Consider the following 24447-nt stretch of genomic DNA (forward strand, 5'->3'; position numbering starts at 1 on the left):
GTCGATCGTAGGTTCTCCGTTGTACGTTGAGGGGGCAGCCGCGCCTGCACGAGCGTGCGAGCCCCCCACGCGGGCCCGCGTCGACGCCAAGAGGCTCTGACTCAGCGCACACCACCCTTACGCGCGCCCCCGTGCGCCGACCGGGTGGGGTGCGTGGGGCCTCGCCACGAGGACGTGAGTCTCGTGTTCGAACGATTCACCGACCAGTCCCGCCGGGTTGTCGTGCTGGCGCAGGAAGAGGCTCGTCGCCTCGATCACCACTTCATCGGCACCGAGCATCTGCTGCTGGGCCTGATCAGCGAGGGCGACGGCGTGGCCGCGCAGGCCCTGACCGAGCTGGGCGTCACGCTCGACGCCGCCCGCCTCGAGGTCGAGGAGGCCGTCGGCCGCAGCGGCGAGGTGCCGGGCGTGCACGTGCCGTTCACCCCGGCCGCCAAGAACGTGCTCGAACTGGCCCTGCGTGAGGCGCTCAAGCTGGGCCACAACCACATCGGCCCCGAGCACATCCTGCTCGGTCTGGTCCGGGAGCGCGCGGATGTCGCGGTTGGGGTCCTGGTCGCCCTGGGTGCGGATCCGCGACGCGTACGGGAAAAAGTGCTCTTGCTCTTGTCGGGGCACCCGGCCCTGGCCGCCCCGCCGCCGGCGACCTCGGCCCTGCTCGACCAGTACGGCGAGAATCTCACCCAGCGTGCCCGCGACGGCGGCCTCGACCCGGTGGTCGGCCGGGACCGTGAGATCGACCGCATCATGGTCGTGCTTTCCTGCCGCACCAAGAACAACCCGGTCCTGGTCGGCGAGCCCGGCGTCGGCAAGACCGCGGTCGTGGAGGGCCTGTGCCGGCGCATCGTGGCCGGCGATGTGCCCGAGACATTGCGCGCCAAGCAGGTCTACACCCTCGATCTGGGCTCTCTGGTGGCCGGTTCGCGCTACCGCGGCGACTTCGAGGAGCGCCTCAAGAAGGTGGTCAAGGAGTGCCGCACCCGCGGCGACGTCGTCCTGTTCATCGACGAGATCCACACGCTGGTGGGCGCGGGCGCGGCCGAGGGCGCGATCGACGCCGCCTCGATCCTGAAACCGATGCTCGCCCGCGGCGAGCTGCAGACCATCGGCGCCACCACGACCGCGGAATACCGCAAGTACTTCGAGAAGGACGCCGCGCTCGCCCGCCGCTTCCAGCCGGTCACGATCGACGAGCCGACCTCGGCCGAGGCCGTCGAGATCCTCAAGGGCCTGCGCGAGCGGTACGAGAAGCACCACCACATCTCGTACACCGACGGCGCCCTCACCACCGCGGTGTCCCTGGCCGACCGGTATGTCGCCGACCGTTTCCTGCCGGACAAGGCGATCGACCTGCTCGACGAGGCCGGCGCGTGGGCGCACTTGCGGCCCAGCGGCGACGGGAAGGTCGGTGGCGAGCAGATCGCCGAGGTCCTGGCCACCTGGACCGGGATCCCGGTGCAGCGGCTGACCTCGTCCGAGACCAAGCGGCTGCTGCACATGGAGGACGAGCTGCACAAACGGATCATCGGGCAGGAGGAGGCCGTGCGTGCCGTCGCGCGGGCGATCCGGCGTACGCGTGCCGGGTTGAAGGATCCGAAGCGGCCGGCCGGCTCGTTCATCTTCGCCGGGCCGTCCGGCGTCGGTAAGACCGAGCTCTCCAAGGCCCTGGCCGAGTTCCTCTTCGGCTCCGAGGACGCGCTGATCCAGCTGGACATGTCCGAGTTCCACGACCGGCACACGGTGTCGCGGCTGGTCGGCGCGCCGCCCGGGTACGTGGGTCACGACGAGGGCGGCCAGCTCACCACCCAGGTCCGGCGCAAGCCGTTCTCGGTGGTGTTGTTCGACGAGATCGAGAAGGCCCATCCCGACGTCTTCCACACGCTGCTGCAGGTGCTGGAGGACGGCCGGCTGACCGACGGCCAGGGCCGGGTGGTGGACTTCAAGAACACGGTGATCATCATGACCACCAACCTCGGCACCCGAGCGGCCTCCAACCCGGTGTCGCTGGGCTTCCAGCCCGACGGGTCGGACGACCGGATGTCCGAAAAGGTTCACGACGCGCTGAAGCAGCACCTGCGCCCCGAGTTCCTGAACCGGGTCGACGACACCGTCGTGTTCCCGCGGCTGACCGAGGCCGACGTGCTGGCGATCGTCGACGTCATGCTGGCCCGGATCGACCTGCGGCTGCGCGACCGGGAGATGGGCGTCGAGGTCACCGAGGCGGCCCGCCGTCACCTCGCGGCCAAGGGCTTCGACCCGTCGCTCGGCGCCCGGCCGCTGCGCCGGGCCATCCAGCGCGAGGTGGAAGACGTCCTGGCCGAGCGCATCCTGCACGACCAGCTGCGGCCCGGTCAGGTGGTGGTGGTCGACTGCGAGGGCTCGTCGCTGGTCTTCCGGGAGCTGGTCAGCCTGCGACCTGTCGGATGAACTCGGCGTGGCCGGCCTGCAGGACCTGGTTCAGCCGGTCCACCTCGTCCTCCGCCGGCTGCCGCTGGAACTCGACGTCGACCATGAAGTTGTTGGCGACGACGCGCACGTCGAAGCGGGCGAGCAGCCCGTCCGGCGTGCGCGACACCACGAAGTCGCGGTACGCCTCCTCGAGCGCGGCCCGCGCCCGGGCGCAGTCGCAGTCCTCGCCGTCGAGAAGGGCGACCAGGTGACCGCGGGCCGCGCTCGCGGCTTCGTCGCGCGGATCCATGACGGTGAGGCACTCCTCGAGCGCCGCGCGCGCTTCGGCCAGGCGGCCCAGGTGCTGCAGGCAGATCCCGTAGGCGGCGCCGACGTGCCCGAGCAGCACCCGGTCGTCGCCGCGGCGGGCGGCCGCGAGGGCCGCGCCGAACCGCTCCGCGGCCGGCTCGGCCCGGCCCGCGTCCTGCAGCGCCAGTCCCCAGTCGAACAACGCCTGGCTGATCCCCTCGGCGCGGCCGATCCGCTCGGCGCGGGCGGCCGCGTCCTCGTACGTGTCAAGGCTCTTGTCGGTCTCTCCGGCGGCGCTCAGCGCCCGGGCGAGATCGGTCGCCGCCGAGACCGCCTCCTCGGCCAGGTCCTGCCGGTCGTAGGCGGCGAGCACCCGCCGCAGCGCCGCGACCCGGCCGTTGTGATCGCCGCGCTCGCCGGCCTGCTGGGACAGGGCGCCGAACGTGCTCACCGTGGCCGCGTGGTCCGGGCCGAGACGTTCGCGCAGCGCGTTCGCCAGGTGGGCGACCAGCATGTACGCGGCCGCCGGGTCGATGTCGCGCTGGACCCGGGCCACGGCGATCGCGGCGACCCGTTCCACCTGCTCGTCGGGCAGGTTCTTCAGCGCCGGGAACAGCGGCCCGGTCCGGCCGTCCGCCTGCAGGATCACTCCGCGCAGCGCGACCGCGCTCGCGACCCGCGGGTGCCCGGCGCCCTGGAAGATCGGCACCGCCTCGTCGATCGCCTCGAGCGCGCCCGCGAAGTCGCCGAGACGCAGCAGCACGTCGGCGAGGGGTTCGAGGCCGGCCGCGTAGCCGAGGTGCTCGCGCCCGAAGTGGGCCAGCCGCCCCTCGCGTGACTCGCGCAGCGCCTCCGCCGCCTCGTCGAGCCGCCCGCTGAGCGCCAATGCGATGCCCAGGTTGAGCCGGTACCCGAGGTGGCGCTGCGGATCCTCGCCCGGCGGCGCCGAGACCGCCGCCCGGAAGCACTCGGCCGCCCAGGCCGGCTGCTGGGCGCGCAGCAGCACGTTGCCCATGTCGGACTGCGCGGTCGCCCAGGCGGCGCTGCCCTCGCCGTGCTCCTCGGCGGCCCGGCGCACCGCGCGCTTCATCAGTTCCTCGGCGTCGGCCACGCGACCGGCCCGGAGCAGCGTCAATGCCTCGTCGAGCAGGCTCATGGAAGCTGAGGAAGCGTTCATGGCCGCGGAGTGTAGCGGGGTCGGTTCGCCCGTCCGTGCGCATGGTGCAAACGGAGTACAGAGACGTATCTCAAAACATCTATCCGCCCGATATCGTCCCCGGCTCATCTGAGGTCGCCGTACGGGGGAGGCATCGGTGAAGCGCCGAAGCATGTCCAAAAACGTTGTCGCGTTCGTTCTGCCGGTAGTGCTGGCCCTGTCGTGCCTCGAGGTCGGCAGCTCGCCGGCCGCGGCCGATCCCGGCGCCGCGCCGGGCGCCCGCACCTCGGCGCCGAAGCAGAAAGCGGGCTCCGCCGCCGGCCGCGGGCACCGGACCGCGGCGACGGCGACCGCCGCCAAGGGCGCCGCGGCGCCGAAGACGCCGCCGCCCGTGCCCAAGGGGATCCCCGCGGTCGGGCTGGAGCAGAAGCTGCCGGAGCCGAAACAGCCCACGGCCGCGCCGGTGCCGAACACGCTGACGCCGGCCGCCGAGCAGAAGCCACCCGGCGTGGTCGGCGGGTCGCGCGAGAACTCCGGGCGCCGCACCGGCCGGTCGACCGTCTTCGACAACCCGGACGGCACGCACACGCTGCGGTTCTTCTCCGGCACCAGGTATCTGCCCGATGCCTCCGGCGAGATGCGCGAGGCCGACCCCACGCTGAGCCGCGGCGCCGACAAGCGGCTCACCCCGCGGCTGGCCGCGAAGTCCTCGATCGCGCCGCGCGCCGACGATCCGGTGCTCGCCTCGGTCGACGCCGGCGGCGGCGCGAAGGTGGGCTTCCAGCTCGACGGCGCCGGCCCGGCGGCCGCGTCGGTCAGCGGCGCCACCGCGTCGTTCGCCGAGGTGCGCCCCGGCGCCGACCTCAAGCTGACCACCCTGCCGGACGGCATCAAGGAGGACATCGTCCTCGACGGGCCGGACTCCCCGACCAGCTGGCGCTTCCCGCTCATGGTCGAGGGCCTGACGCCGGAGCTGGCGTCGCCGCAGTCCGGCGTGCTCTTCAAGGACCAGGCCGGCGCCGTGAAGGCCGCCATCGCGCCCGGCTTCATGACCGACTCGGCGAGCGTCCCGGTCGTGTCCCGCGAGGTCTTCTACACCCTGGAACGCGACGGCGACGGCTGGGCGCTGAAGGTCGACATCGACCGGGCCTGGCTGCGCGGCAGCGCCCGCAAGTTCCCGGTCACGGTGGACCCGTCGGTGCGGTTGATCGCCTCCGGGTGGGACACCGTCACCACCAGCGCCTCGAACCGCGACTACTCGCTCGACGAGGTGCTGGGCGCCGGCACGTTCGCCGGCACGCAGTACGCCAGCTACGTGACCTTCGACTTCTGGTCGAAGCTGTCCTACAAGTACATCCTCGGCGCGTCGCTGAACCTCTTCAACGACGCCTCCCTCAACTGCAACGCCGCCTCGTCGAGCGTCTATGCGGTCCGGCAGAGCTGGGGCTACGGCGTGATGGCGTGGCCGGGCAAGACGTACGACTCGGCCAGCCCGCTCGCCACCGTCAACCAGCCGAGCAAGGGCTGCACGACCAGCAGCGGCACGATCGTGCAGCCGGGCTGGCACACCTGGCAGCTGCCCCGCGCCCGGTTCACCCGGTGGGCGCACGGCGAGGACCTGCCGATGACCGGCTTCACGATCCGGCAGGCCGCGGGCACGACGCACCGCTCCTACTACTCGGCCAACACGCCGGCCCCCATGGGCCTGCAGCCCTACCTCGACGTGACCTACTCCGACGTCGGCGCCGACTACTCGCTGCCCAGCACGACGTTCTCGCCGCCGGTCACCGCCACCTCCAAGGGCGGGATCACGGTCCGGATCAAGAAGTGGGGCGCGGCGGCCTGGACGCCGACCAACGGCTACAAGCTCGCCGTGATCGTCAAGAACTCGGCCGGCACCCAGCTGTCCCGCACGCTCTACCCGATGCCGGCGACCGTCGAGTACGGCTGGAACGTCGACGTGCCGGTCGAGGTGGGCCCGGTCCCGGTCGGCACCGGCTATCAGCTCAAGCTGACCATGGTCGACCCCGCCGGCAAGGACTTCGACACCACGTACTCGGTGCCGGCCGGCGTGACGACCTTCAACGTCGGCAACGGCCCGCCGATCCTGACCAGCAAATATCCCGCGCACAACGGGTATGTGGACAAGCTGCGCCCCGCGCTCTGGGCCGGCTACAGCGACCCCGACAACTTCCCGGCCGGCGCGGTGGGCAAGTACTCGTTCCGGATCTGCAACGGCACCCCGGCCGCGCCGACCGGCTGCCAGTCCTCCGGCTGGATCACCAACGCGGCCTGGCAGGTGCCGGCCGGCGTGCTGGCCTGGAGCAAGCAGTCGTTCTGGTACGTCACGCTCAACGACACCCAGAACACCAGCCCCGAGTACGGCCCGTTCTCGTTCACGCCGATCGTGGCGCAGCCCGAGATCACCAGCCATCTCGCCGGCGCGCCCGACGACGCCGACGCGCCCGGCCTGAACCCGCAGGTCGGCAACTACGAGACGACGACCACCGACGCGGCGGTACCGGCGGTCGGGCCCGCCCTCTCGATCGAGCGCACCTACAACTCGCAGGACCCGCGCACCGACGGCGCGTTCGGCCCCGGCTGGGCCAGCCCGCTCGACCAGCGCCTGGTGGTGGACGGCGACGGCTCCGGCAACGTGGTCGTGACGCTGTCCACCGGCCGTACCGTGCGGTTCGGGCTGTCCGGCAGCGCCTACCAGCCACCGCCGGGCATGAACCTGACCCTGGTGCGGGTGGCCGGGCCGCCGGTGTCGTGGATCCTGCGCGATCCGTCCGGCTCGAAGCGCACCTTCGACGCGGCCGGCCGGCTGGTCACGGTGGAGGACGCCAGCGGACGGAAGCAGACCTTCACCTACGACGGGACCAGCACCCGGCCGAGCCGGATCAGGGACGAGGCCAGCGGGCGCTCGCTGTGGGCGACGTGGGTCGGCAGCCGGCTCACCGCGGTCGCCACCGACCCGCCCGCGGCCGGCGCCGCCGCCCCGACGTGGACCTACACGTACGACGGCGCCAAGCTCAGCAAGGTCTGCAGCCCGCTGTCGGCCACCTCGTGCACCAGCTACACGTACGTGACCTCGTCGCACTACCGCTCGGTCGTGCTCGACGACAACCCGGCCGGGTACTGGCCGCTCAGCGGCTCCGCCGCGAACCTCGAGAACGTCGTGGCGCGCAGCCCCGACGAGAACAAGGCGACGGCCCGCAACGTCACCTCCGGGCGGCCCGGCGCCCTGTCCGGCTCCCCGGACGGCTCGCTCGGCTTCACCGGCGCCACCGACAGCTACGTGGCCCTGCCGGACAACCTGCTCGGCTCGGGCGTCGCGTTCAGCATCGAGCTGTGGTTCAAGGCCGCGGCCGGCAAGAGCGGCGTGCTCTTCGGCAGCCAGTCGGTGCCCGCGCCGGCCGTGCCGCCCTCCGGCTGGAACCCGAACCTGGACATCGGCACCGACGGCAAGCTGCGCGGCCTGGTGTACACCGGCGCCTCGTCGGACTCGATGGTCTCGCCCGGCGTGGTGAACGACGGGCTGTGGCACCACGCGGTGCTCACCGTCGCGGTCGACACGCAGACGCTGTACCTGGACGGCAATCAGATCGGCCAGATCACCGGCAAGGCCCTCAAGCACTTCGACATGAGCCGGCACCACGTGGGCAACGGCTACACCAAGAACTGGCCGCTGGCGTCGACCGGCTACTTCCCGTTCACCGGCGACATCGACGAGGTCGCCTTCTACCGGCACCCGCTGGCGCTCAGCCAGGTCAAGGCGCACTACGCCGCGCAGGCCGCGTCGACGCGGCTGGCCACCGTGGTGGAGCCCGGGCCGTTCACGGCCACCACCGCCGGCTACGACCACGCGTCCGGCCGGATCACCACGATGACCGACCGCAACGGCGCGACGTGGACGCTCGACCCGCCGACCGTGGGCGACCGGGTCCGCGTCGTCACGCTGTCGTCCTCGGCCCGCGACGCCATCACCTACACCTACGACGCCGACCACAACGGCCGGATCATCGCCCGCACCGACAACTTCGGCACCGGCGACTGGGAGTACAACGAGGCCGGCTTCGTCTACAACTACACCGATCCGAACGACCACACCCGGTTCTTCTTCACCGACGACCGGGGCAACCGGACCGCCGACATCGTCTGGTACAACGGCGACTTCCGGTACCGCTACTACGGCTACGCGTTGTACGCGGACCCGCTCGACCCGCGCAACGACCAGCTCCTGTGGGCGAGTGACGGCCGCGACCGCGACGCCTACTCCGACGAGCACCGCACCTGGTACTACCGCGACGACAAGGGCCGCCCCACCGGCGTCATCAGCCCGAAGCTGCCCGGGCAGCTGGACTGGACCGCCCGCCACGACTACTTCTACACCGACGGAACGCAGGCCGCGATCGGCGGCGGCACCGCCCCGCCCGGTCTGGTGCGCGTCGCGAGCAACATGGCCGGCGGCTGGACCTGGTACTACTACAACAGCGTCGGCGACCTGGTGAAGACCGTCGACCCGGCCGGCCTGACCACCGAGGTCACCTTCGACGCGATCGGCCGCCCGACCGCTTCCAAGGTCACCGGCAGCGCGGACGGCACGACCGCCGACTACGGCACCACGACCACGACGTACAACGCGGCGTCGCTGCCCGACACGGTCACCTCGCCGGGCGTCGTCAACCCGATCACCGGGGTGACGCACACCGCGCGCACGAAGTACACGTACGACGCGAGCGGCCGGACGAAGCAGGTCGACACCAGCGACACCACCGGCGGCGACGCCACCCGGACCTGGAAGACCGGGTACGACCCGGCCGGCCGGATCACCTCGTCGACCACCCCGGACAACGCCGTCACCAGCACCGACTGGGACGCGGCCGGCAACCGGATCCGGGAGACCCGGCCGGGCGGGCAGGTGCTCGAGTACAAGTACGACGACGACGGCCGGTTGGTCGAGACCGCGGGTGTCGGCGCCGGGGTGGACCCGATGGACCCGGCGGCCACCCGCATGGTGGTGGAGTCGCGGGCGTACGACCCGGCGGGCCAGCTCGCCACGGTGGTCGACGCGATGGGCCGGGAGACGGCGTACACGTACTTCGAGACCGGCCTGGTCGAGAGCGTCAAGCACGTCACCCGCAACGCCAACGGCACGGTCGCGTCCACGCTGACGCAGCAGCAGAACGAGTACGACTACGCGGGCAACCTGGTGCGCCGCACCGAGGCCGGCGGCGTCGTGCGCGACTTCATGTACGACAACGGCGGCAACCTGATCCAGGAGGTGCTCGACCCGGCCGGGCTGATGCGCTCCACCTCGTACCAGATGCGGGGCGACGGCCAGCCCAGCTCGATCGTGTCCGGCAACGGCCTGGCGGTCGACGTCGACACACCCGGCGAGAAGGCGATCCTGACCGACGGCGGTTCGCTGATCGACGGGACGCGCGCCCGCTACGCCGACGGCGCCACCTCCTTCACCTACAAGTTCACGCTGCCGTCCGACACGACCGGCGCCAGCCTGATCACCGACATCGCCAACCAGTTCCTGGTCGAGACCAGCCCCAACAACAGCACCTGGACCAAGGTGCTGGAGGAGACGCGGGACATCCGCGACGGCTCGAACCGGGCCGTCCGCACGATCGACCTCACCCCGGCCCTCGCCGGCGGCAAGACGATCTACCTGCGGGTCCGGGACAGCCAGCCGGCGACCGGCTGGGGCGGCCGGGTCAAGCGGTCGGAGCTGCGCTTCCAGCGGGCCGGCGCGCCCGCCGAGTCGGCCTCCTTCAGCTACGACGCCATGGGTCGCGGCACGACCACGACGGTGACCGACCCGGCGGCGAACCCGCAGGCGCTGGTCACCACGATCAAGCGCGACCCGCGCGGCCTGCAGACGTCGTTCACCGACCCGGCCGGCGCGGTCACCACGTACGCGTACGACAAGTCCGGCGAGCTCGAGCGGACCGTCGAGCCGGCGCGGCCGGTGTGGCGCGACGGCGTGGCCACCGACAACCTCGCGCCGGCGTCGGTGGTGGGCCGCAACACGTTCGGCGAGGCGACCGACACCCGCGACGCCAACGGCGCGGTCATCCGCGTGGCGCGCGACGCCGTGGGCCGCGGGACCCAGACCACCCTGCCCGCGTACACCCCGCCCGGCGGCGTGACGATCGTGCCGGTCGAGGCGACCGAGTACGACGAGCGGGGCCTGCCGAAGAAGGAGACCGACGCGCTGGGCCGGGTCACCGGCTACGAGTACGACAAGAACGGCTGGCTGACCAAGGTCACCGAGCCCGACCCGGACGGCGCCGGGCCCAAGACCACGCCGGTCACCCAGTACAAGCGCAACCGGCTGGGCGAGGTGCTCGAGACCGTCGACCCGCTCGGCGCGCGGCGGCTGGCCACCTACGACGACCGGGGCAACCAGATCACCGACACGGTGACCGAGCGGTCCGGCGACACCACCTACTACTACACGACCACGATGGCGCCGGACGCCCGCGGCCGCACGACCGCGGTCACCTCGCCGCGCAACGACACGACGACCACCGTCTACGACACCGCCGACCAGCGGGTGAAGGTCACCGACGCGGACGGCGTGGCGACCGAGTTCCGGTACAACGCGACCGGCCGGCCGATCGCCGAGATCGTCGGCGGCGCGCTGGCGACCGGGTACACCTACGACAGTCTGGGCCGCACCACCGCGGTCACCGGCCACACGGTGAGCGGCGGCGTGCTCTCCGCCGCGCTGCGGACCAGCCGGACCAGCTACGACCGGGACAGCCGGGTGTCGCGGGAGACCACCGCCGAGGGCCGGATCACCGACTACACGTACGACGCGAGCGACCAGGTGCGCACGGTCACCCAGCGGCGGGTGACCGCCGACGCGGCGACCACGATCACGGTGAGGGCCGACTACGACGCGGTGGGCAACCGCACCCGCACGACCGACGGCAACAACAACGTCACCGAAACGCGCTACAACGACTGGGCCGCGCCGGTCGAGGTGCTGGAGCCGGCCACCGCCGCGCACCCGGCGGCGGCCGACCGCACCTGGACCACGGCGTACGACAAGGCGGGCCAGGCCGTCCGGATGGGCCTGCCGGGCGGGGTGACGGTCGACCGCACCTACGACGGGCTCGGCCGGATCACCACCGAGACGGGCAGCGGCGCCGAGGGATCGACCGCCGGCCGGTCGTTCGACTACGACGCCAACGGCAAGCTGCTGAAGGCCGGCACGCCCGGCGGGGAGAACACGTACACCTGGAGCGACCGCGGTCTGCTCACTCGCGTGACCGGTCCGGGCGGCGCCCAGGCGGCGTTCGGCTACGACTCCGACCAGCGGATGACCACCCGCAGCGACCTGGCCGGCGCCACCACCTTCACCTACACCGGCGCCGACCGGCTCAAGACCGTGACCGACCCGCTGGTGTCGAAGACGCTCACCTACGCCTACCGCACGACCGGCGAGGTGCAGTCGGTCAGCCAGGGCACCGGCGCGGCGTCGCGCAGCTACGGGTACGACAACCTCGGCCGGCTGGCGAGCGACACCCTGACCGCGGCGAACGGCACCCAGTCCGCCAAGGTCACGTACGCCTACGACAACGACGACCTGCTGATCGGGACCACCGCGACCGGCATCACCGGCGACGGCGCCAACGGCTACGGGTACGACGGCGCCGGCCGCCAGACGTCGTGGATCCGGCCGGACGGCTCGACCGTGACGTACGGCTACGACAACGCGTCCAACCGCACCTCCGTCGCGGTCGGCGCGAGCACCCGTGCGTCGGCCTTCGACGAGCGCAACCGGCTGCTCACCGCTACCGGCGGCAGCGAGCCCGACGTCGCCAACACGTGGTCGCCGCGGGGCACGATCCGCAGCACCGCCGAGGGCGGCAGCACCACGGACTACACGTTCGACGCGTTCGAGCAGATGGTCACGGCGGCCAACCCGGGCTACACGGTCAACTTTGCGTACGACTCCCTCGGCCGGGTCGCCACCCGCAACGGGGTGGCCTTCGGGTACTCGGACCTCGGCAACGCGCCGGTCGTCGTGCCGGGCGGCAAGGTCTTCCGTGACCCCGAGTCCCGGCCGCTGTCGGCCACTCTCGACGGCGGCGCCGGCCGGAGCCTGTTCCAGGACGCCCGGCATGGCGACCTGCGCGGCTCGTACGATCCGGCCGACGGCGCCCTGAGCCGGTCCGCGGTCTACGACCCGTCCGGCCAGGTGGTCGCCTCCTCGGCCGAGCGGCTCCCGCTCGGGTTCCAGGGCGGCTGGTCCGATCCGCAGACCGGCCTGCTCAACGCGCACGCCCGCTGGTACGACCCGGCGGCGGCCGGCTTCACCTCGCGCGACACCTGGACCCTCGAGCCCGATCCGGTGGCCCAGGCCAACCAGTACGGCTACGGCAACGCGAGCCCGCTGAACAACGTCGACGCGGATGGGCACAACCCGCTCGTCCTGCTCGGCGGCGTGTTCCTCGGCTCCAATCCGGTCGGCTGGGGAATCCTCGGCGTGGTCGCGGTGGTCGGCACCGGCGTCCTGATCTACCAGGGCTACCAGTGGAACGAGAACCGGCAGTGGGCCGACAGCGCGAGCAGCTGGGACGGGCCCGCCACCGCCACGCAGACGAACCCGTACGCGGCCTCGCAGGACGCCTACGCGGCCCGGCTCAACGCGGCGGCCCAGGCGCAGGCCGCGGCGGCGCGGGCCCAGGCCTACGCCAACTACCAGCAGGCGGCCACGCAGGCGCGGATCAACGCCCGGGTGGCGCAGATGACCGCGGCGTACAACCAGTACCTCGCGGCGAGACTCGAGGCGGCGCGGGCGCAGCGGATCGCGCTGGAGAAGGCGCGCACCGAGGCGCAGCTGAACATGCTCGACCAGCGGGCGGCCGACCGGGCGGCGGCGATCCGGGCCGCCAAGCCCGGCGCGGTCGGCGCCAACGTGGTCAAGCCGCCCGCGGCCGTCGCGCTGGTCGGCGGCGCCGGCTTGGTGACCAACATCGGCGGGACGGTCCAGCTGCCGGGCACGGTGTTCGCCGGCAGCGACGGCAGCGACGCGGCGAACACCGCGGCCGCGGCCGGCGCGGTGGCCGCCACCGAGGGTCTGAAGATCACCGGCACGAAGGACCCCAACGGCTGCGGCGACGATCCGAAGGACATCATCCAGGAGATCGCCCAGGGCGTCGCCGACGAGGGCCTCGACTCGATCGACGCCGACATCACCGACGCCCAGCGGGCGCTGTACGACGAGGAGGGCTGGCGGATCTGGCGGGATCGCGGGCACATCGTCCACAACCGGACCAACGAGCGTCTCCAGGATGCCTACCCGGACCGGTTCAAGTACAACCGGCGTGGCGTGGACTTCTTCGACACGCTGACCAAGAAGTGGATCGAGCTGACCACGCCCGGCGCGGTGTCGAGCCACAAGGCCAAGGGCAAGGACCCGACGAAGTCGAACTACGACCCGAAGTACCTCACCTGCGACTACTCCACGTACAAGTTCAAGCCGTAGTTAGGGTGGTCCCATGGAGCGGATCAGCATCGACCACGAGGATGTGGTGGGAGCCGACTACTCGGGCCGGTCGCTGGACAAGTTCAGCGCGCAGGGCTCCACCTTCACCGACTGCAAGTTCGATCGCGTCAAGGTGGGGGATGCGTCCTTCGGAGCGGGAACGGAGCAGTCGCTGTACGTCGGCTGCTCCTTCGACCGCGCGTCGCTGACCTCTCTCGTCGGATACGTTCGCTTCGTCGGCTGCACGTTCCGCAACGCGCGGTTCGTGCGGCCGGGGGCCGACTATCTCGAGTTCGTCGACTGCTCGTTCACCGGGCGGACAACCGGCCTCGAACTGCGCGGCGCCCCGCACGGGGCGCAGAACAGATACGAGGCCACTCTCCGGGGCCTGGCCCGGCAGGGCAAGCCCGAGCCGCCCGGCTACCGGGAGCTCGCGCTGCGGCCGAGCAACCAGATCCACGGCAACGACTTCGCCGGCGCCGAGCTGGTCGGCGTCAGTTTCCGGTTCGGGGTCGACCTGACCGCCCAGAAGCTGCCGACCGGCGACGACTACCTCTACCTGCCCGATGCCGCGGCGGCCGTGCGGCGGGCCGTCGCGGCGGCCGAGCAGGAGCCGTCGGAGCTGGCCGGCAAGGCCAAGTTCTTCCTCGAGGACGTGCTGCAGCGGGAGATCGACTACGGGCAGCGGCAGCTCTTGCTCCGCCCGAAGAACTACGAGCGGAGCAAGGTCGTGCCGCCCCACATCCTGCTGGCGGTTGAGCTCCTCAAGCGATGACAGCCTCCACCCGGACGACGGCGCCGGGGGAGGCGGGCGGCACGATCGTGCCGTCGATCCGCTCGCCGTTCACGAACAGGGACGCCTCGCCGGCCCGGCGGACCGTGATCTCGTAGGTGGCGCCCCGGAAGAGCCGGGTGGCCCGGAAGCCGTCCCACTCCGCCGGCAGCGCCGGGTCGATGCGCAGGCCGGTCAGCTCCGGGCGGATGCCGAGGATCCACTGGGTGATCGCGACGAAGTTCCACGCCGCGGTGCCGGTGAGCCAGGAGTTCTTGGCCTCGCCGTGGGTGGGCGCGTCCCGGCCGGCGATCATCTGCGCGTACACGTACGGCTCGCAGCGGTGCGCGTCGCTGATCGCCTCCCGGACCGACGGGTTGATCCGCCGGTAGTAGTCGAAGGCCCGGTCGCCGTTGCCGACCATCGCCTCGGCGATCATGATCCACGGGTTCGTATGGCAGAAGATGCCGGCGTTCTCCTTGTAACCCGGCGGGTACGAGGAGATCTCGCCGAGCTCGATCCGATAGCTCGAGTACGCCGGCTGCTGCAGGACGATGCCGTGCGGGGTGGCCAGCCGCTCGGCCACGCTGTCGAGGGCCTGCGCGGCCAGCCCGTCGTCGAGGCCGACCCCGCCGAGCACGCACATGCCCTGCGGCTCGATGAAGATCTGCCCCTCGTTGTCCTCGCCGGATCCGATCGCGCGCCCGTGGAAGTCGTACGCCCGGCGGAACCAGGCGCCGTCCCAGCCGTGCTCGAGGATCACCGCGGTCATCTTCTCCGCGGCGGCGCGGTACTCGACCGCCTCCGCCTCCAGCCCGCGCAGGCCGGCGATCGCGGCCAGCTCCTTGGCGGCCAGCACGAACTGCCCGGCGATGAAGACCGACTCGGCCGCGCCGCCGCTGACGTTCTCGGTGGTCTGGAACGGCTCGCCGGGCGTATCGGAGAAGCAGTTGAGGTTGAGGCAGTCGTTCCAGTCGGCCCGCCCGATCAGCGGCAGGCCGTGCGGGCCGAGCCGTTCCTGGGTGTAGCGCACCGAGCGGCGCAGGTGCTCGTAGAGCGGCACTTCGCTGTCCGGCGCGTTGTCGAACGGCACCGGCTCGTCCAGGATCGACTCGTCGCCGGTCTCCTTGACGTACGCGGAGACGCCGAGCACCAGCCACAGCGGGTCGTCGTTGAAGCCCTGCCCGATGTCGTTGTTCCCGCGCTTGGTCAGCGGCTGGTACTGGTGGTACGCCCCGCCGGTCGCCATCTGGGTGGCCGCGATGTCGAGGATCCGCTCGCGGGCGCGCTCGGGGATCATGTGGACGAAGCCGAGCAGGTCCTGGTTGGAGTCGCGGAACCCCATGCCGCGGCCGATCCCGGACTCGTAGAAGGACGCCGACCGGCTCATGTTGAAGGTCACCATGCACTGGTACGCGTTCCAGATGTTGACCATCCGGTCGGTGTCCGCGTCCGGGGTCGTCACCTGGAATCCGCCGAGCAGCCGGCCCCAGTACTGGCCGAGCGCCCCGAAGCCCTCGGCCACCGTCTCCGGTCGCAGCCAGCGCTCGATCACCTTTTTGACAAACCGTTTGTTGAGCGTCTGCGACCCTGGCGGGTCGAACTTCTCCGCCTTCGGGTTCTCCGCGTACCCCAGCACGAAGATGACCTCGCGGCTCTCACCCGGCGCGAGGGCGAGCCGGACGTGGTGGCTGCCGATCGGCGCCCAGCCGTGCGCCACCGAGTCGAAGGCCGCGCCGCGCTCGACCGCCGCCGGCTGGTCCCAGCCGCGGTACGCGCCGAGGAAGGTCTCCCGCTGGGTGTCGAATCCGGCGAGCGGCTCCGAACAGGCGAAGTACGCGAAATGGTCGCGCCGCTCCCGGTACTCGGTCTTGTGGTAGATCACCCCGTCGGCGACCTCGACCTGGCCGGTGTTGAAGTTGCGCTGGAAGTTCGTCGCGTCGTCCTGCGCGTCCCAGAGGCAGAACTCGACCGAGGAGAAGAGCGAGAGCTCGGCCGCCGTGTCGCGGTCGTTGGTGACCCGGACCCGCCAGACCTCGAGGGTCTCGCCGAGCGGCACGAAGTAGAGTGTCTCGGCCCGGATCCCGCTGCGGGCGGAGGAGATTTTCGTGTACGAGAGGCCGTGGCGGCACTCGTACTCGTCGAGCGGGCTGCGGGTGGGCTGCCACGACGGGGACCAGAAGTCACCGGTGGCATCGTCCCGCAGGTACAGGTAGCGGCCCCCGACGTCGAACGGCGCGTTGTTGTAGCGGTACCGGGTGAGGCGGCGGAGCTTGGCGTCGCGGTAGAACGAATACCCGCCGGCGGTGTTGGAGACGATGCCGAAGTACGCCTCGGTGCCGAGGTAGTTGATCCAGGGCAGCGGGGTGTCGGGCCGGTCGATCACGTACTCGCGACGCTCGTCGTCGAAGTGTCCGTACCGCATGAGGTCCTCCGTTTTGGGAGCGCTCCCGAAATGCTAGCTTGAACATCGGTTCTGGTCGATCGCCCTCGAGGAGACCGTGTCATGCGGAGAGCCTTAGTCGCCGTTCTCGCTGCATTTGCCGGGGTGCTCGTCGCGGCCGGCCCCGCCGTCGCCGCCGTGCGCCCCGCTCCGGGCGCCGGGTTCGTCACCCGGTCCGGCAGCACGCTCAAGCTGGGCGGAAAGCCGTTCCGCTTCGGCGGCACCAACAACTACTACCTGTTCTACAAGAGCCGGACGATGGTCGACGACGTCTTCGCCGACGCCAAGGCGGCCCGCTTCGGCGTGATGCGGACGTGGGCGTTCGGCCTGATCGGCAACGCCGACGGCAGCAACTCGGTCGCCCCGGCGCCGGACGGCGTGTACTTCCAGTACTGGGACGGCGAGAAGCCGGCCTTCAACGACGGTCCCAACGGGCTCGAGCGCCTCGACTACGTCATCCAGGCGGCACAAAAGGCCGGGCAGCGGCTGGTGCTGCCGCTGACCAACAACTGGTCCGACTTCGGCGGCATCGACCAGTACGTGCGCTGGCGCGGCGCCTCCTACCACGACGACTTCTACACCGACCCGGTGATCAAGGGCTGGTACAAGGACTACCTCGAGCACATCCTCAACCGGGTCAACACGATCACCGGGGTCCGGTACAAGGACGACCCGACGATCATGACCTGGGAGCTCGGCAACGAGCCGCGCTGCAAGGGCTCCGGCGTCTACCCGCAGAGCGACCACTGCACCACGGACACGCTGACCGGCTGGGCCGGCGAGATGACGGCGTACCTGAAGTCGCTCGACCGCAACCACCTGGTGAGCGTCGGCGACGAGGGCTTCTTCTGCGACGGCCCGGACGCGCCCGACTGGATCGACAACTGCGGCGAGGGCGTGGACAGCCTAGCGCTGGCCGCGCTGCCGTCCGTCGACGTGATGTCGTACCACCTGTACCCGGACAGCTGGGGCAACCGCACGCCGCAGTGGGCCGACGACTACATCACCCGGCACAACATCGCCGCCAAGAGGCTCGGCAAGGCCGTGATGCTCGGCGAGTTCGGCTGGAAGGACAAGGCCACCCGCAATCCGGTCTATCAGGACTGGCTCAACACCTTCACGCGTACGGGTGGGAATGGCTTCTTGTATTGGATCCTGTCCGGCTCGCAGGACGACGGGACGCTGTATCCCGACTACGACGGGTTCACCGTGTATTGCCCGAGCCCGGTCTGCACCACGATCTCGAACGCCACCACCGAGATCGCCTCCGGGCAGCGGTCCCTGCCGCCGGTCGCCGACAACGACACCGCGATCACCGAGGCGAACACCCCGGTGACGCTGCAGCCGGCCGCCAACGACATCGCGTACCGCACGAAGGTCCGCCCGGCCGGCATCGACCTCGACCCGGCGACCGCGGGCCGGCAGACGACCGCCACCGTCACCGGCGGCGCGTTCGCCGTCGGCGGCGCCGGCGCGGTCACCTTCACCCCGCAGGCCGGATTCGCCGGGAAGGCCGCCGTTTCGTACGTGATCCAGGACCAGGCCGGTCGATGGTCCAACGTGGCCACCGTGACCGTCACGGTCAAGCCGGATCCGGCCGCGGCGCAGCTGCTCTACTCGTTCGAGGACGGCGTCGAGGGCTGGGCCTCCGCCTCGTGGCAGACCAACGCCGGCACGGTCGAACAGACCACCGAGTTCGCCACCGAGGGCACGCACGGCCTGCGCATCGCGGCGGCCGACGGCGGCTGGTTCGGCGTCACCTTCGCCGAGCCGGTCGACATGTCGGGCCGGTCGGCGCTCAAGTACGACCTGCGCACCAGTCCCGCCGCCGGCACCAATGCGGCCATCGCGGTGCAGACCGGCGCCGGGTTCGCCTGGTGCCAGTCCGGCTTCACCTGGATCAACCAGGACACCACGACGACGGCGGAGATCGACCTGCAGAGCGCGATGTCCTGTGACAGCACGGCGCTCAGCGACGTCCGCGTCCTGTGGGTCTACATCAACCCGGGCACCGTCGACCTGGACAACGTCCGCGTCGAGTGAGCTCAGGAGACATACCACGCGGCGGTCGCCGGCGGCAGGGTGCCGTCGCCGGCGACCGGCCCGCTGGCCAGCAGCAACCGCGCGCGGCGCAGATCGCTGGGCGCCGCGGCCGGCCGCTCGCCGGCGTTGACCACGCAGAAGAAGTCCGGGTCGCGCCGGAAGGCCAGCACCCCGTCGGCGGCCGGCAGCCAGGTCAGCGCGCCCCGCGCCAGGGCCGGCAGCGCGGCGCGGTGGCGTAACGCCGCGCGGTAGAGCGACAGCATCGACGCCGGGTCGCCGGTTTGCCGGTCCGCGGTCAGCTCCGCCCATCCAGCCGGCTGCGGAAGCCACGCGCCGCCCGGGCCGAAGCCGAACGGGGGCGCCGTTCCCGACCACGGCAGCGGCACCCGGCAGCCGTCCCGGCCGGTCTCCGCGCCCCGCGTGCGCCGGAAGGACGGGTCCTCGCGCAGCTCGTCGGGCAGGTCCTCGACCTCCGGCAGGCCGAGCTCTTCGCCCTGGTAGACGTAGGCCCCGCCGGGCAGGGCCAGCATGAGCAGCGCCGCGGCCCGGGCCCGCCGGACGCCGGCTGCTCCGCCGCCGTAGCGGGTGACGTGCCGGACGACATCGTGGTTGGACAGCACCCAAGTCGCCGGCGCGCCGACTGCGGACAGCGCTTGGATGCTCTCGTCGACGGCTGCCCGAAGCGCCTTGGCGTCCCACGGCGCCAGCAGGAAGGTGAAGTTGAACGCGGTGTGCAGTTCGTCGGGGCGCAGGTACCGGGCGAGCCGGGCCGGGTCGGCCACCCAGATCTCGCCGACGAAGGTCCGGTCGCCCGGGTAGCCGTCGCTGATCCGGCGCCACGCGCGGTAGACGTCGTGCACTTCGTCGAGGTCCCAGTGCGGGTGTCCGGTCGCGGCCGGACCCGACGGGGCGTGCCCGGCGCCGAGGTCGGGCATCTCCGGATCCTTGGCCAGGCCGTGCGCGACGTCGATGCGGAAGCCGTCGACGCCGCGATCGAACCAGAACCGGAGGATCGCCTCGAACTCCGCGCGCACCTCGTCGTTGGTCCAGTCCAGATCGGGCTGCTGCGGCGCGAACAGGTGCAGGTACCACTGCCCGTCGGCGACCCGGGACCAGGCGCGGCCGCCGAAGGCGCTCTGCCAGTTGTTGGGGGGAAGGGAGCCCTGGCCGTCGCGGAACAGGTACCGGGCGCGCTCCCGGCTGCCGGGCGGCGCGGCCAGAGCGGCCCGGAACCAGGGGTGCTCCTCGGAGGTGTGGTTGGGCACCAGATCGAAGAGCACCCGCAGACCGTGCGCGTGGGCGTCGCGGATCAGCGCCTCGGCGTCGGCGAGCGTGCCGAAGCGCGGGTCGACGTCGCGGTAGTCCGCCACGTCGTAGCCCGCGTCGGCCTGCGGCGACGGGTAGAACGGATTGATCCACAGCGCGTCGACGCCGAGATCCCGCAGGTACGGCAGGCGGGACCGGACGCCCGGCAGGTCGCCGATCCCGTCGCCGTCGGAGTCGGCGAAGCTGCGCACGTAGACCTGGTAGATCACCGAGCGGCGCCACCAGGCGTCCATGCCCGTCTCCCTCCCGGTGGATCAGTCGGTGGCCAGCAGGTTCTTCCCGGACGACGGGTCGAACAGGTGCAGCTTCGCCGTGTCGTACCAGAGCCGCGCGTTGTGGCCGCGCCGGACGTCGGCCGCGGCGTCCAGCCGGGCGGTGATCGACGTGCCGCTGCCGTGCAGGTCGTTGCCCGTGTCCTTGGCCAGGTCGTCGAGGTCGCGGGAGTGCGCCCCCTCGCCCTTGACGGTGAAGTACGCGTAGACGTCCGATCCCATCGCCTCGACGATGTCGATCGGCACGTCGAAAGTCGCTCCCGGCTTGTCGCCCACCATGCTGGCGTCCTCGAAGTGCTCCGGCCGGATGCCCACGATGACGTCGCGGTCGGCCCCCGAGCTCTCCAGCGCCGACCGGGACCGGTCGGGCAGTTGCGCCTCGCCCAGCGCCGTCACCACCGCGCCGTCGCGCAGCTTCCCGGGCAGGAAGTTCATCGACGGGCTGCCGATGAAGCCGGCCACGAACAGGTTCGCCGGGTGGGCGTACAGGTGCGCGGGGGTGCCCACCTGCTGCACGACGCCGGCCCGCATGACCACCACGCGGTCGCCGAGGGTCATCGCCTCGGTCTGGTCGTGCGTCACGTAGAGCGTCGTAGTGCCCAGCGATTTTTGGATGCGGGAGATCTGCGTACGCATCTGGACCCGCAACTTGGCGTCCAGGTTGGAGAGCGGCTCGTCCATCAGGAAGGCCTTGGGGGAGCGGACGATCGCCCGCCCCATGGCGACGCGCTGGCGCTGGCCGCCGGAGAGGTTGGCCGGCTTGCGGTCCAGGTGCTGGGTCAGCTCCAGCATCTCGGCCGCCTTGTCCACCTTCTCGCGGATGGTCACCTTGTCCATCCCGGCCAGCCGCAGCGGGAAGCCCATGTTCTCCCGGACGGTCATGTGCGGGTACAGCGCGTAGGACTGGAACACCATGGCGATGTCGCGGTCCTTGGGCGCCTTGTCGTTCACCACCTGACCGTCGATGATCAGCTTCCCGGCGGTGATGTCCTCCAGGCCGGCCACCATGTTGAGGGTGGTCGACTTCCCGCAGCCGGACGGGCCGACCAGGATGATGAACTCGCCGTCGGCGATGTCGAGGTTGAAGTCGTCCACGGCGAGGGACCCGTCGGGGTAGCGCTTGACGACATGCTCGAGAACTATCTCAGCCACTTCAGCTCCTCTTCTCCTCAGCCCTTGACGGCGCCGGAGGTCAGGCCGGCGACGATGCGCCGCTGGAAGACCAGCACGAACAGCACGATCGGGATGGTGATGACGATGGCCGCCGCGGCGATCGGCCCGGTCGGCTTCTCGAAGGTGGTGGCGCCGGTGAAGTAGCTCATCGCGGCCGGCACGGTGCGCGCCCTCGACGTCGAGGTCAGCGAGAGGGCGAACAGGAAGTCGTTCCAGCAGGCGATGAAGCACAGGATCGCGGTGGTGAACACGCCGGGCATCGCGAGCGGCGTGATCACCTGCCGGAAGGCTTGGTAAGGCGTGGCGCCGTCCATCTTGGCGGCCTTCTCCAGATCCCAGGGGATCTCCCGGAAGAACGCCGACAGCGTGTAGATCGCCAGCGGAAGGGCGAACGTGACGTACGGAATGATCAGGCCGGGCCAGGTGTCGAACAGCCCGATCGCCGTCTCGATCTTGAACAGCGGGGTGACCAGCGCGATCTGCGGGAACATCGAGACCAGCAGCGCCATCGCCAGGATCGCCGCCTTGCCCGGGAACTGCAGCCGGGCGATCGCGTACGCGCACATCGTGCCGACCACGATGGCGATCAGCGTGGAGATCAGGCAGATCCCGATGGAGTTGATCAAAGCGCGGACGAAGTCCTCGTTCTGGAAGATCGCTTTGTAGCTCTCGCCGGTCGGGCTGACCGGGAAGTACTTGCCGTCGTTGAGCGTCGCGGCGTCCTTGAGCGACAGCGAGAGCAGCCAGAACACCGGGACAAAGGCGTACAGCAGCACGAGGATGTTGATCCCCCACCACATCAGCTTGCGGTTGGTCGTCGCTGGTTGCACGGCTACCGCCTCCCACCCGGGTCGGCGCCCGGCGCGGCCGCGCCGAACAGCTTGATGAACGCGAACGCGATGATCCCGGTGGTGATGAAGATCAGCACCGACATGGCGGAGCCGATGCCGAGATTCAACCCGCGGATCAGGTTGCTGTAGGTCACCATCGACACCGAGCTGGTGTGGTTGGCCCCGCTGGTGAGAATGAAGATGTTGTCGAAGACCCGGAACGCGTCGAGCGTGCGGAACAGCAGCGCCACCAGGATGGCCGGCTTGATCAGCGGCACGGTGACCATCCAGAAGCGCTTCCAGGCCGATGCGCCGTCCATCGACGCCGCCTTGAGCAGGTCTTCGGGGACCAGTGCCAGGCCGGCCATGAGCAGCAGCGCCATGAACGGGACCGTCTTCCAGACCTCGGCCAGGATGATGATCCCGATCGAGCTGCCGAACTTGGTCAGCGGCGCCGAGCCCTCCGGCGCCAGCCAGCCCAGGTCCTGCGTCCAGGCGAAGCGCCAGGAGAACGCGGCGACCACGGTCACGATCGCGTACGGGACCAGCGCCGAGGTGCGCACCAGCCCGCGGCCGACGATCGTGCGGTGCATGATGATCGCCAGAATCATGCCCAGGGCCAGCTCGAGAGCCGCGCTGACCACGGTGATGAGCGTGGTCACGCCGAACGCCGTCCACCAGATCGGACTGGACAGCACGGTGACGTAGTTGTCGAACCAGATGAACTGGTTGTCGTTGGGCTTACGCAGGTCGGCCTTGTTGAGCGAGAGCCAGATCGCGTACAGCACCGGGTAGGCGGTGACCGCGAGCATGATGATCACCGCCGGCGCCACCAGCATCAGGCCCAGCTTGCGTTCGGCCCGCTTGGCCTCGTTGAAGCGCTGGCGGGCGATCTGGGTGGTTTCTTCTTCGATCTGCAGGTCGGCCGACTCCGCGGCCGCCGGGGTCGGCGTAGCGGTCACGGCAGGATCCCCTTGCCCTCGATCGCGGCTTGAATCGCGCTGCGAAGCTTGTCGGCGGACTTCTGCGGGCTGATCTTCCCGGGGGGAGACAGCGTGGTGGAGACGATCGTGGAGATGTTCTGGTAGACCGGCGACACCGGCCGCGGCACGGCGTTCTTCAGCTCGGTGAGCATGGCGTCCTTCATCGGGTACGCCTTGATGAACTCCGGCTCGTCGAAGACGGTGGCCAGGGCCGGCACGTCACCGCCGTCGAGCGCGGCGCTCAGCGCGTTCTTCTCGTTCCGCAGGCACATGCCGGCCTCGAACGACTCGGCCGGGTGCTTGCTGTAGGTGCTGATCGCGTAGTTCATCCCGCCCAAGGTCACCTTCGGCGCCCCGCCGTCGACCGACGGGTAGGGGGCGAAGCCGAGGTCGTCCACGATGTCCGGGTTCGCCTCGCGCATGGAGCTGAGCACGTACGGCCAGTTCAGGGAGAACGCCGACCGGCCGGACTGCAGGTCGGCGAAGACCTCGGGCTCCTGCGCGTTGGACAGCGACGGGCTGGTCACGCCCGAGCTCGCGAGCCGGCGCATCATGGCCAGAGCCTGGACGGTCTTGTCGTCGATGGTGGGCGCCGAGCTGTCCGCGTTGACCAGCGTGCCGCCGTACGCGGTCACCAGGTTGTTGATGTTGACGACGTAGCCCTCGTACTGGGCGGCGGTCAGGCCGATCTCGTACGGTTTGCCCTGCGCCTTGAGCTGCTGCGCCATCGTGAGCATCTCGTCGAAGGTCTTGGGCGGCGTCGGCACCAGCGACTTGCGGTACCAGAGCAGCTGGACGTTGGTCGTGCGCGGGATGCCGTAGAGCTTGTCCTTCCAGGTCGCCGTGTCGATCGGTGGCTGCAGGGTGTCCTTTGTCGCCTGGGCCTTCTCGTCGCCGGTCAGCTCCCGGATCCAGCCGGCCTCGGCGAACTCGGCGGTCCAGGTCACGTCCATGCCGAGCAGGTCCATGCCGTCGTCGTGCGCGGCGAGCCGGCGTACGAACTGGTCGCGCTGGCCGTCGGCGTCGCTGGGGAGCAGGTTGCCGACGATCGTGTAGCGGCCGCCCGCCGCCTGGTTGCAGTCGGCGATGATCTTGTCGAATCCGGTGCCGCTCGCCCCGCCGTACAGGTTGACCACGGTCCCCTCCGGACCGCTGGAGCAGGCCGCGAGCGATGCCATGAGGGCGATCACGCCGAGCGTCGCCGTCGGTCGTGCCGGATGGTGAAGCCTCATCGATCC

The 24447-nt window shown here is 70.8% G+C and carries 11 protein-coding genes; 4 read left to right on the forward strand and 7 right to left on the reverse strand.

What is annotated here, in order from left to right; all coding sequences use genetic code 11:
• Nucleotides 1-183 precede the first annotated feature (183 nt).
• The gene (locus tag ACQPZX_RS13200) at nucleotides 184-2427 is read left to right on the forward strand and encodes an ATP-dependent Clp protease ATP-binding subunit (protein ID WP_433379279.1); all 2244 of its coding nucleotides are present in this window, start codon (nucleotides 184-186) and stop codon (nucleotides 2425-2427) included.
• Here ACQPZX_RS13200 and ACQPZX_RS13205 read toward each other — a convergent pair.
• The gene (locus tag ACQPZX_RS13205) at nucleotides 2405-3874 is read right to left on the reverse strand and encodes a tetratricopeptide repeat protein (protein ID WP_433379282.1); all 1470 of its coding nucleotides are present in this window, start codon (nucleotides 3872-3874) and stop codon (nucleotides 2405-2407) included. The genes ACQPZX_RS13200 and ACQPZX_RS13205 overlap by 23 nt on opposite strands.
• Nucleotides 3875-4025: 151 nt before the next feature.
• Here ACQPZX_RS13205 and ACQPZX_RS13210 point away from each other — a divergent pair, with 151 nt between their 5' ends.
• Together ACQPZX_RS13210 and ACQPZX_RS13215 are read left to right on the forward strand one after the other, a co-directional pair.
• Nucleotides 4026-13367 (forward strand): LamG-like jellyroll fold domain-containing protein, encoded by a 9342-nt coding sequence (locus ACQPZX_RS13210; protein ID WP_433379285.1) that lies wholly within the window; start codon nucleotides 4026-4028, stop codon nucleotides 13365-13367.
• A gap of 13 nt (nucleotides 13368-13380) precedes the next feature.
• Nucleotides 13381-14142: a hypothetical protein gene (locus ACQPZX_RS13215; RefSeq protein ID WP_433379288.1), complete on the forward strand. Its 762-nt coding sequence runs from the start codon at nucleotides 13381-13383 to the stop codon at nucleotides 14140-14142.
• On the opposite strand, the gene ACQPZX_RS13220 is transcribed toward ACQPZX_RS13215, so the two are convergent.
• Nucleotides 14132-16564 carry a GH36-type glycosyl hydrolase domain-containing protein gene (locus ACQPZX_RS13220; RefSeq protein ID WP_433379290.1) on the reverse strand — a complete coding sequence of 811 codons (2433 nt, stop codon included), beginning with the start codon at nucleotides 16562-16564 and terminating at the stop codon, nucleotides 14132-14134. The genes ACQPZX_RS13215 and ACQPZX_RS13220 overlap by 11 nt on opposite strands.
• Nucleotides 16565-16645: 81 nt before the next feature.
• On the opposite strand from ACQPZX_RS13220, the gene ACQPZX_RS13225 reads away from it, so the two are divergent.
• Nucleotides 16646-18625, forward strand: coding sequence for a cellulase family glycosylhydrolase (locus ACQPZX_RS13225; RefSeq protein WP_433379292.1), 1980 nt, complete (start codon nucleotides 16646-16648; stop codon nucleotides 18623-18625).
• A gap of 2 nt (nucleotides 18626-18627) precedes the next feature.
• Here ACQPZX_RS13225 and ACQPZX_RS13230 read toward each other — a convergent pair whose 3' ends face one another.
• Genes ACQPZX_RS13230 through ACQPZX_RS13250 form a run of 5 tightly spaced genes read right to left on the reverse strand, consistent with a single transcriptional unit; the run spans nucleotide 18628 to nucleotide 24441 of the window.
• The gene (locus ACQPZX_RS13230) at nucleotides 18628-20184 is read right to left on the reverse strand and encodes a glycoside hydrolase family 13 protein (protein WP_433379295.1); all 1557 of its coding nucleotides are present in this window, start codon (nucleotides 20182-20184) and stop codon (nucleotides 18628-18630) included.
• Between the two features lie 21 nt (nucleotides 20185-20205).
• Nucleotides 20206-21375 carry an ABC transporter ATP-binding protein gene (locus ACQPZX_RS13235; protein ID WP_433379298.1) on the reverse strand — a complete coding sequence of 390 codons (1170 nt, stop codon included), beginning with the start codon at nucleotides 21373-21375 and terminating at the stop codon, nucleotides 20206-20208.
• 17 nt (nucleotides 21376-21392) lie between these two features.
• Complete coding sequence (locus ACQPZX_RS13240; RefSeq protein WP_433379301.1) at nucleotides 21393-22226, reverse strand: carbohydrate ABC transporter permease; 834 nt, start codon at nucleotides 22224-22226, stop codon at nucleotides 21393-21395.
• Nucleotides 22227-22228: 2 nt separating this feature from the next.
• Nucleotides 22229-23146, reverse strand: a complete 918-nt coding sequence (locus ACQPZX_RS13245) for a carbohydrate ABC transporter permease (RefSeq protein ID WP_433385216.1) — start codon at nucleotides 23144-23146, stop codon at nucleotides 22229-22231.
• A 38-nt stretch (nucleotides 23147-23184) separates the two neighbouring features.
• Entirely contained in the window at nucleotides 23185-24441 is a 1257-nt protein-coding gene (locus ACQPZX_RS13250) for an ABC transporter substrate-binding protein (protein ID WP_433379304.1), read from the reverse strand.
• Nucleotides 24442-24447: the final 6 nt, after the last annotated feature.

The sequence above is a fragment of the Actinoplanes sp. CA-142083 genome, from assembly GCF_050942195.1.
GTDB lineage: Bacteria > Actinomycetota > Actinomycetes > Mycobacteriales > Micromonosporaceae > Actinoplanes.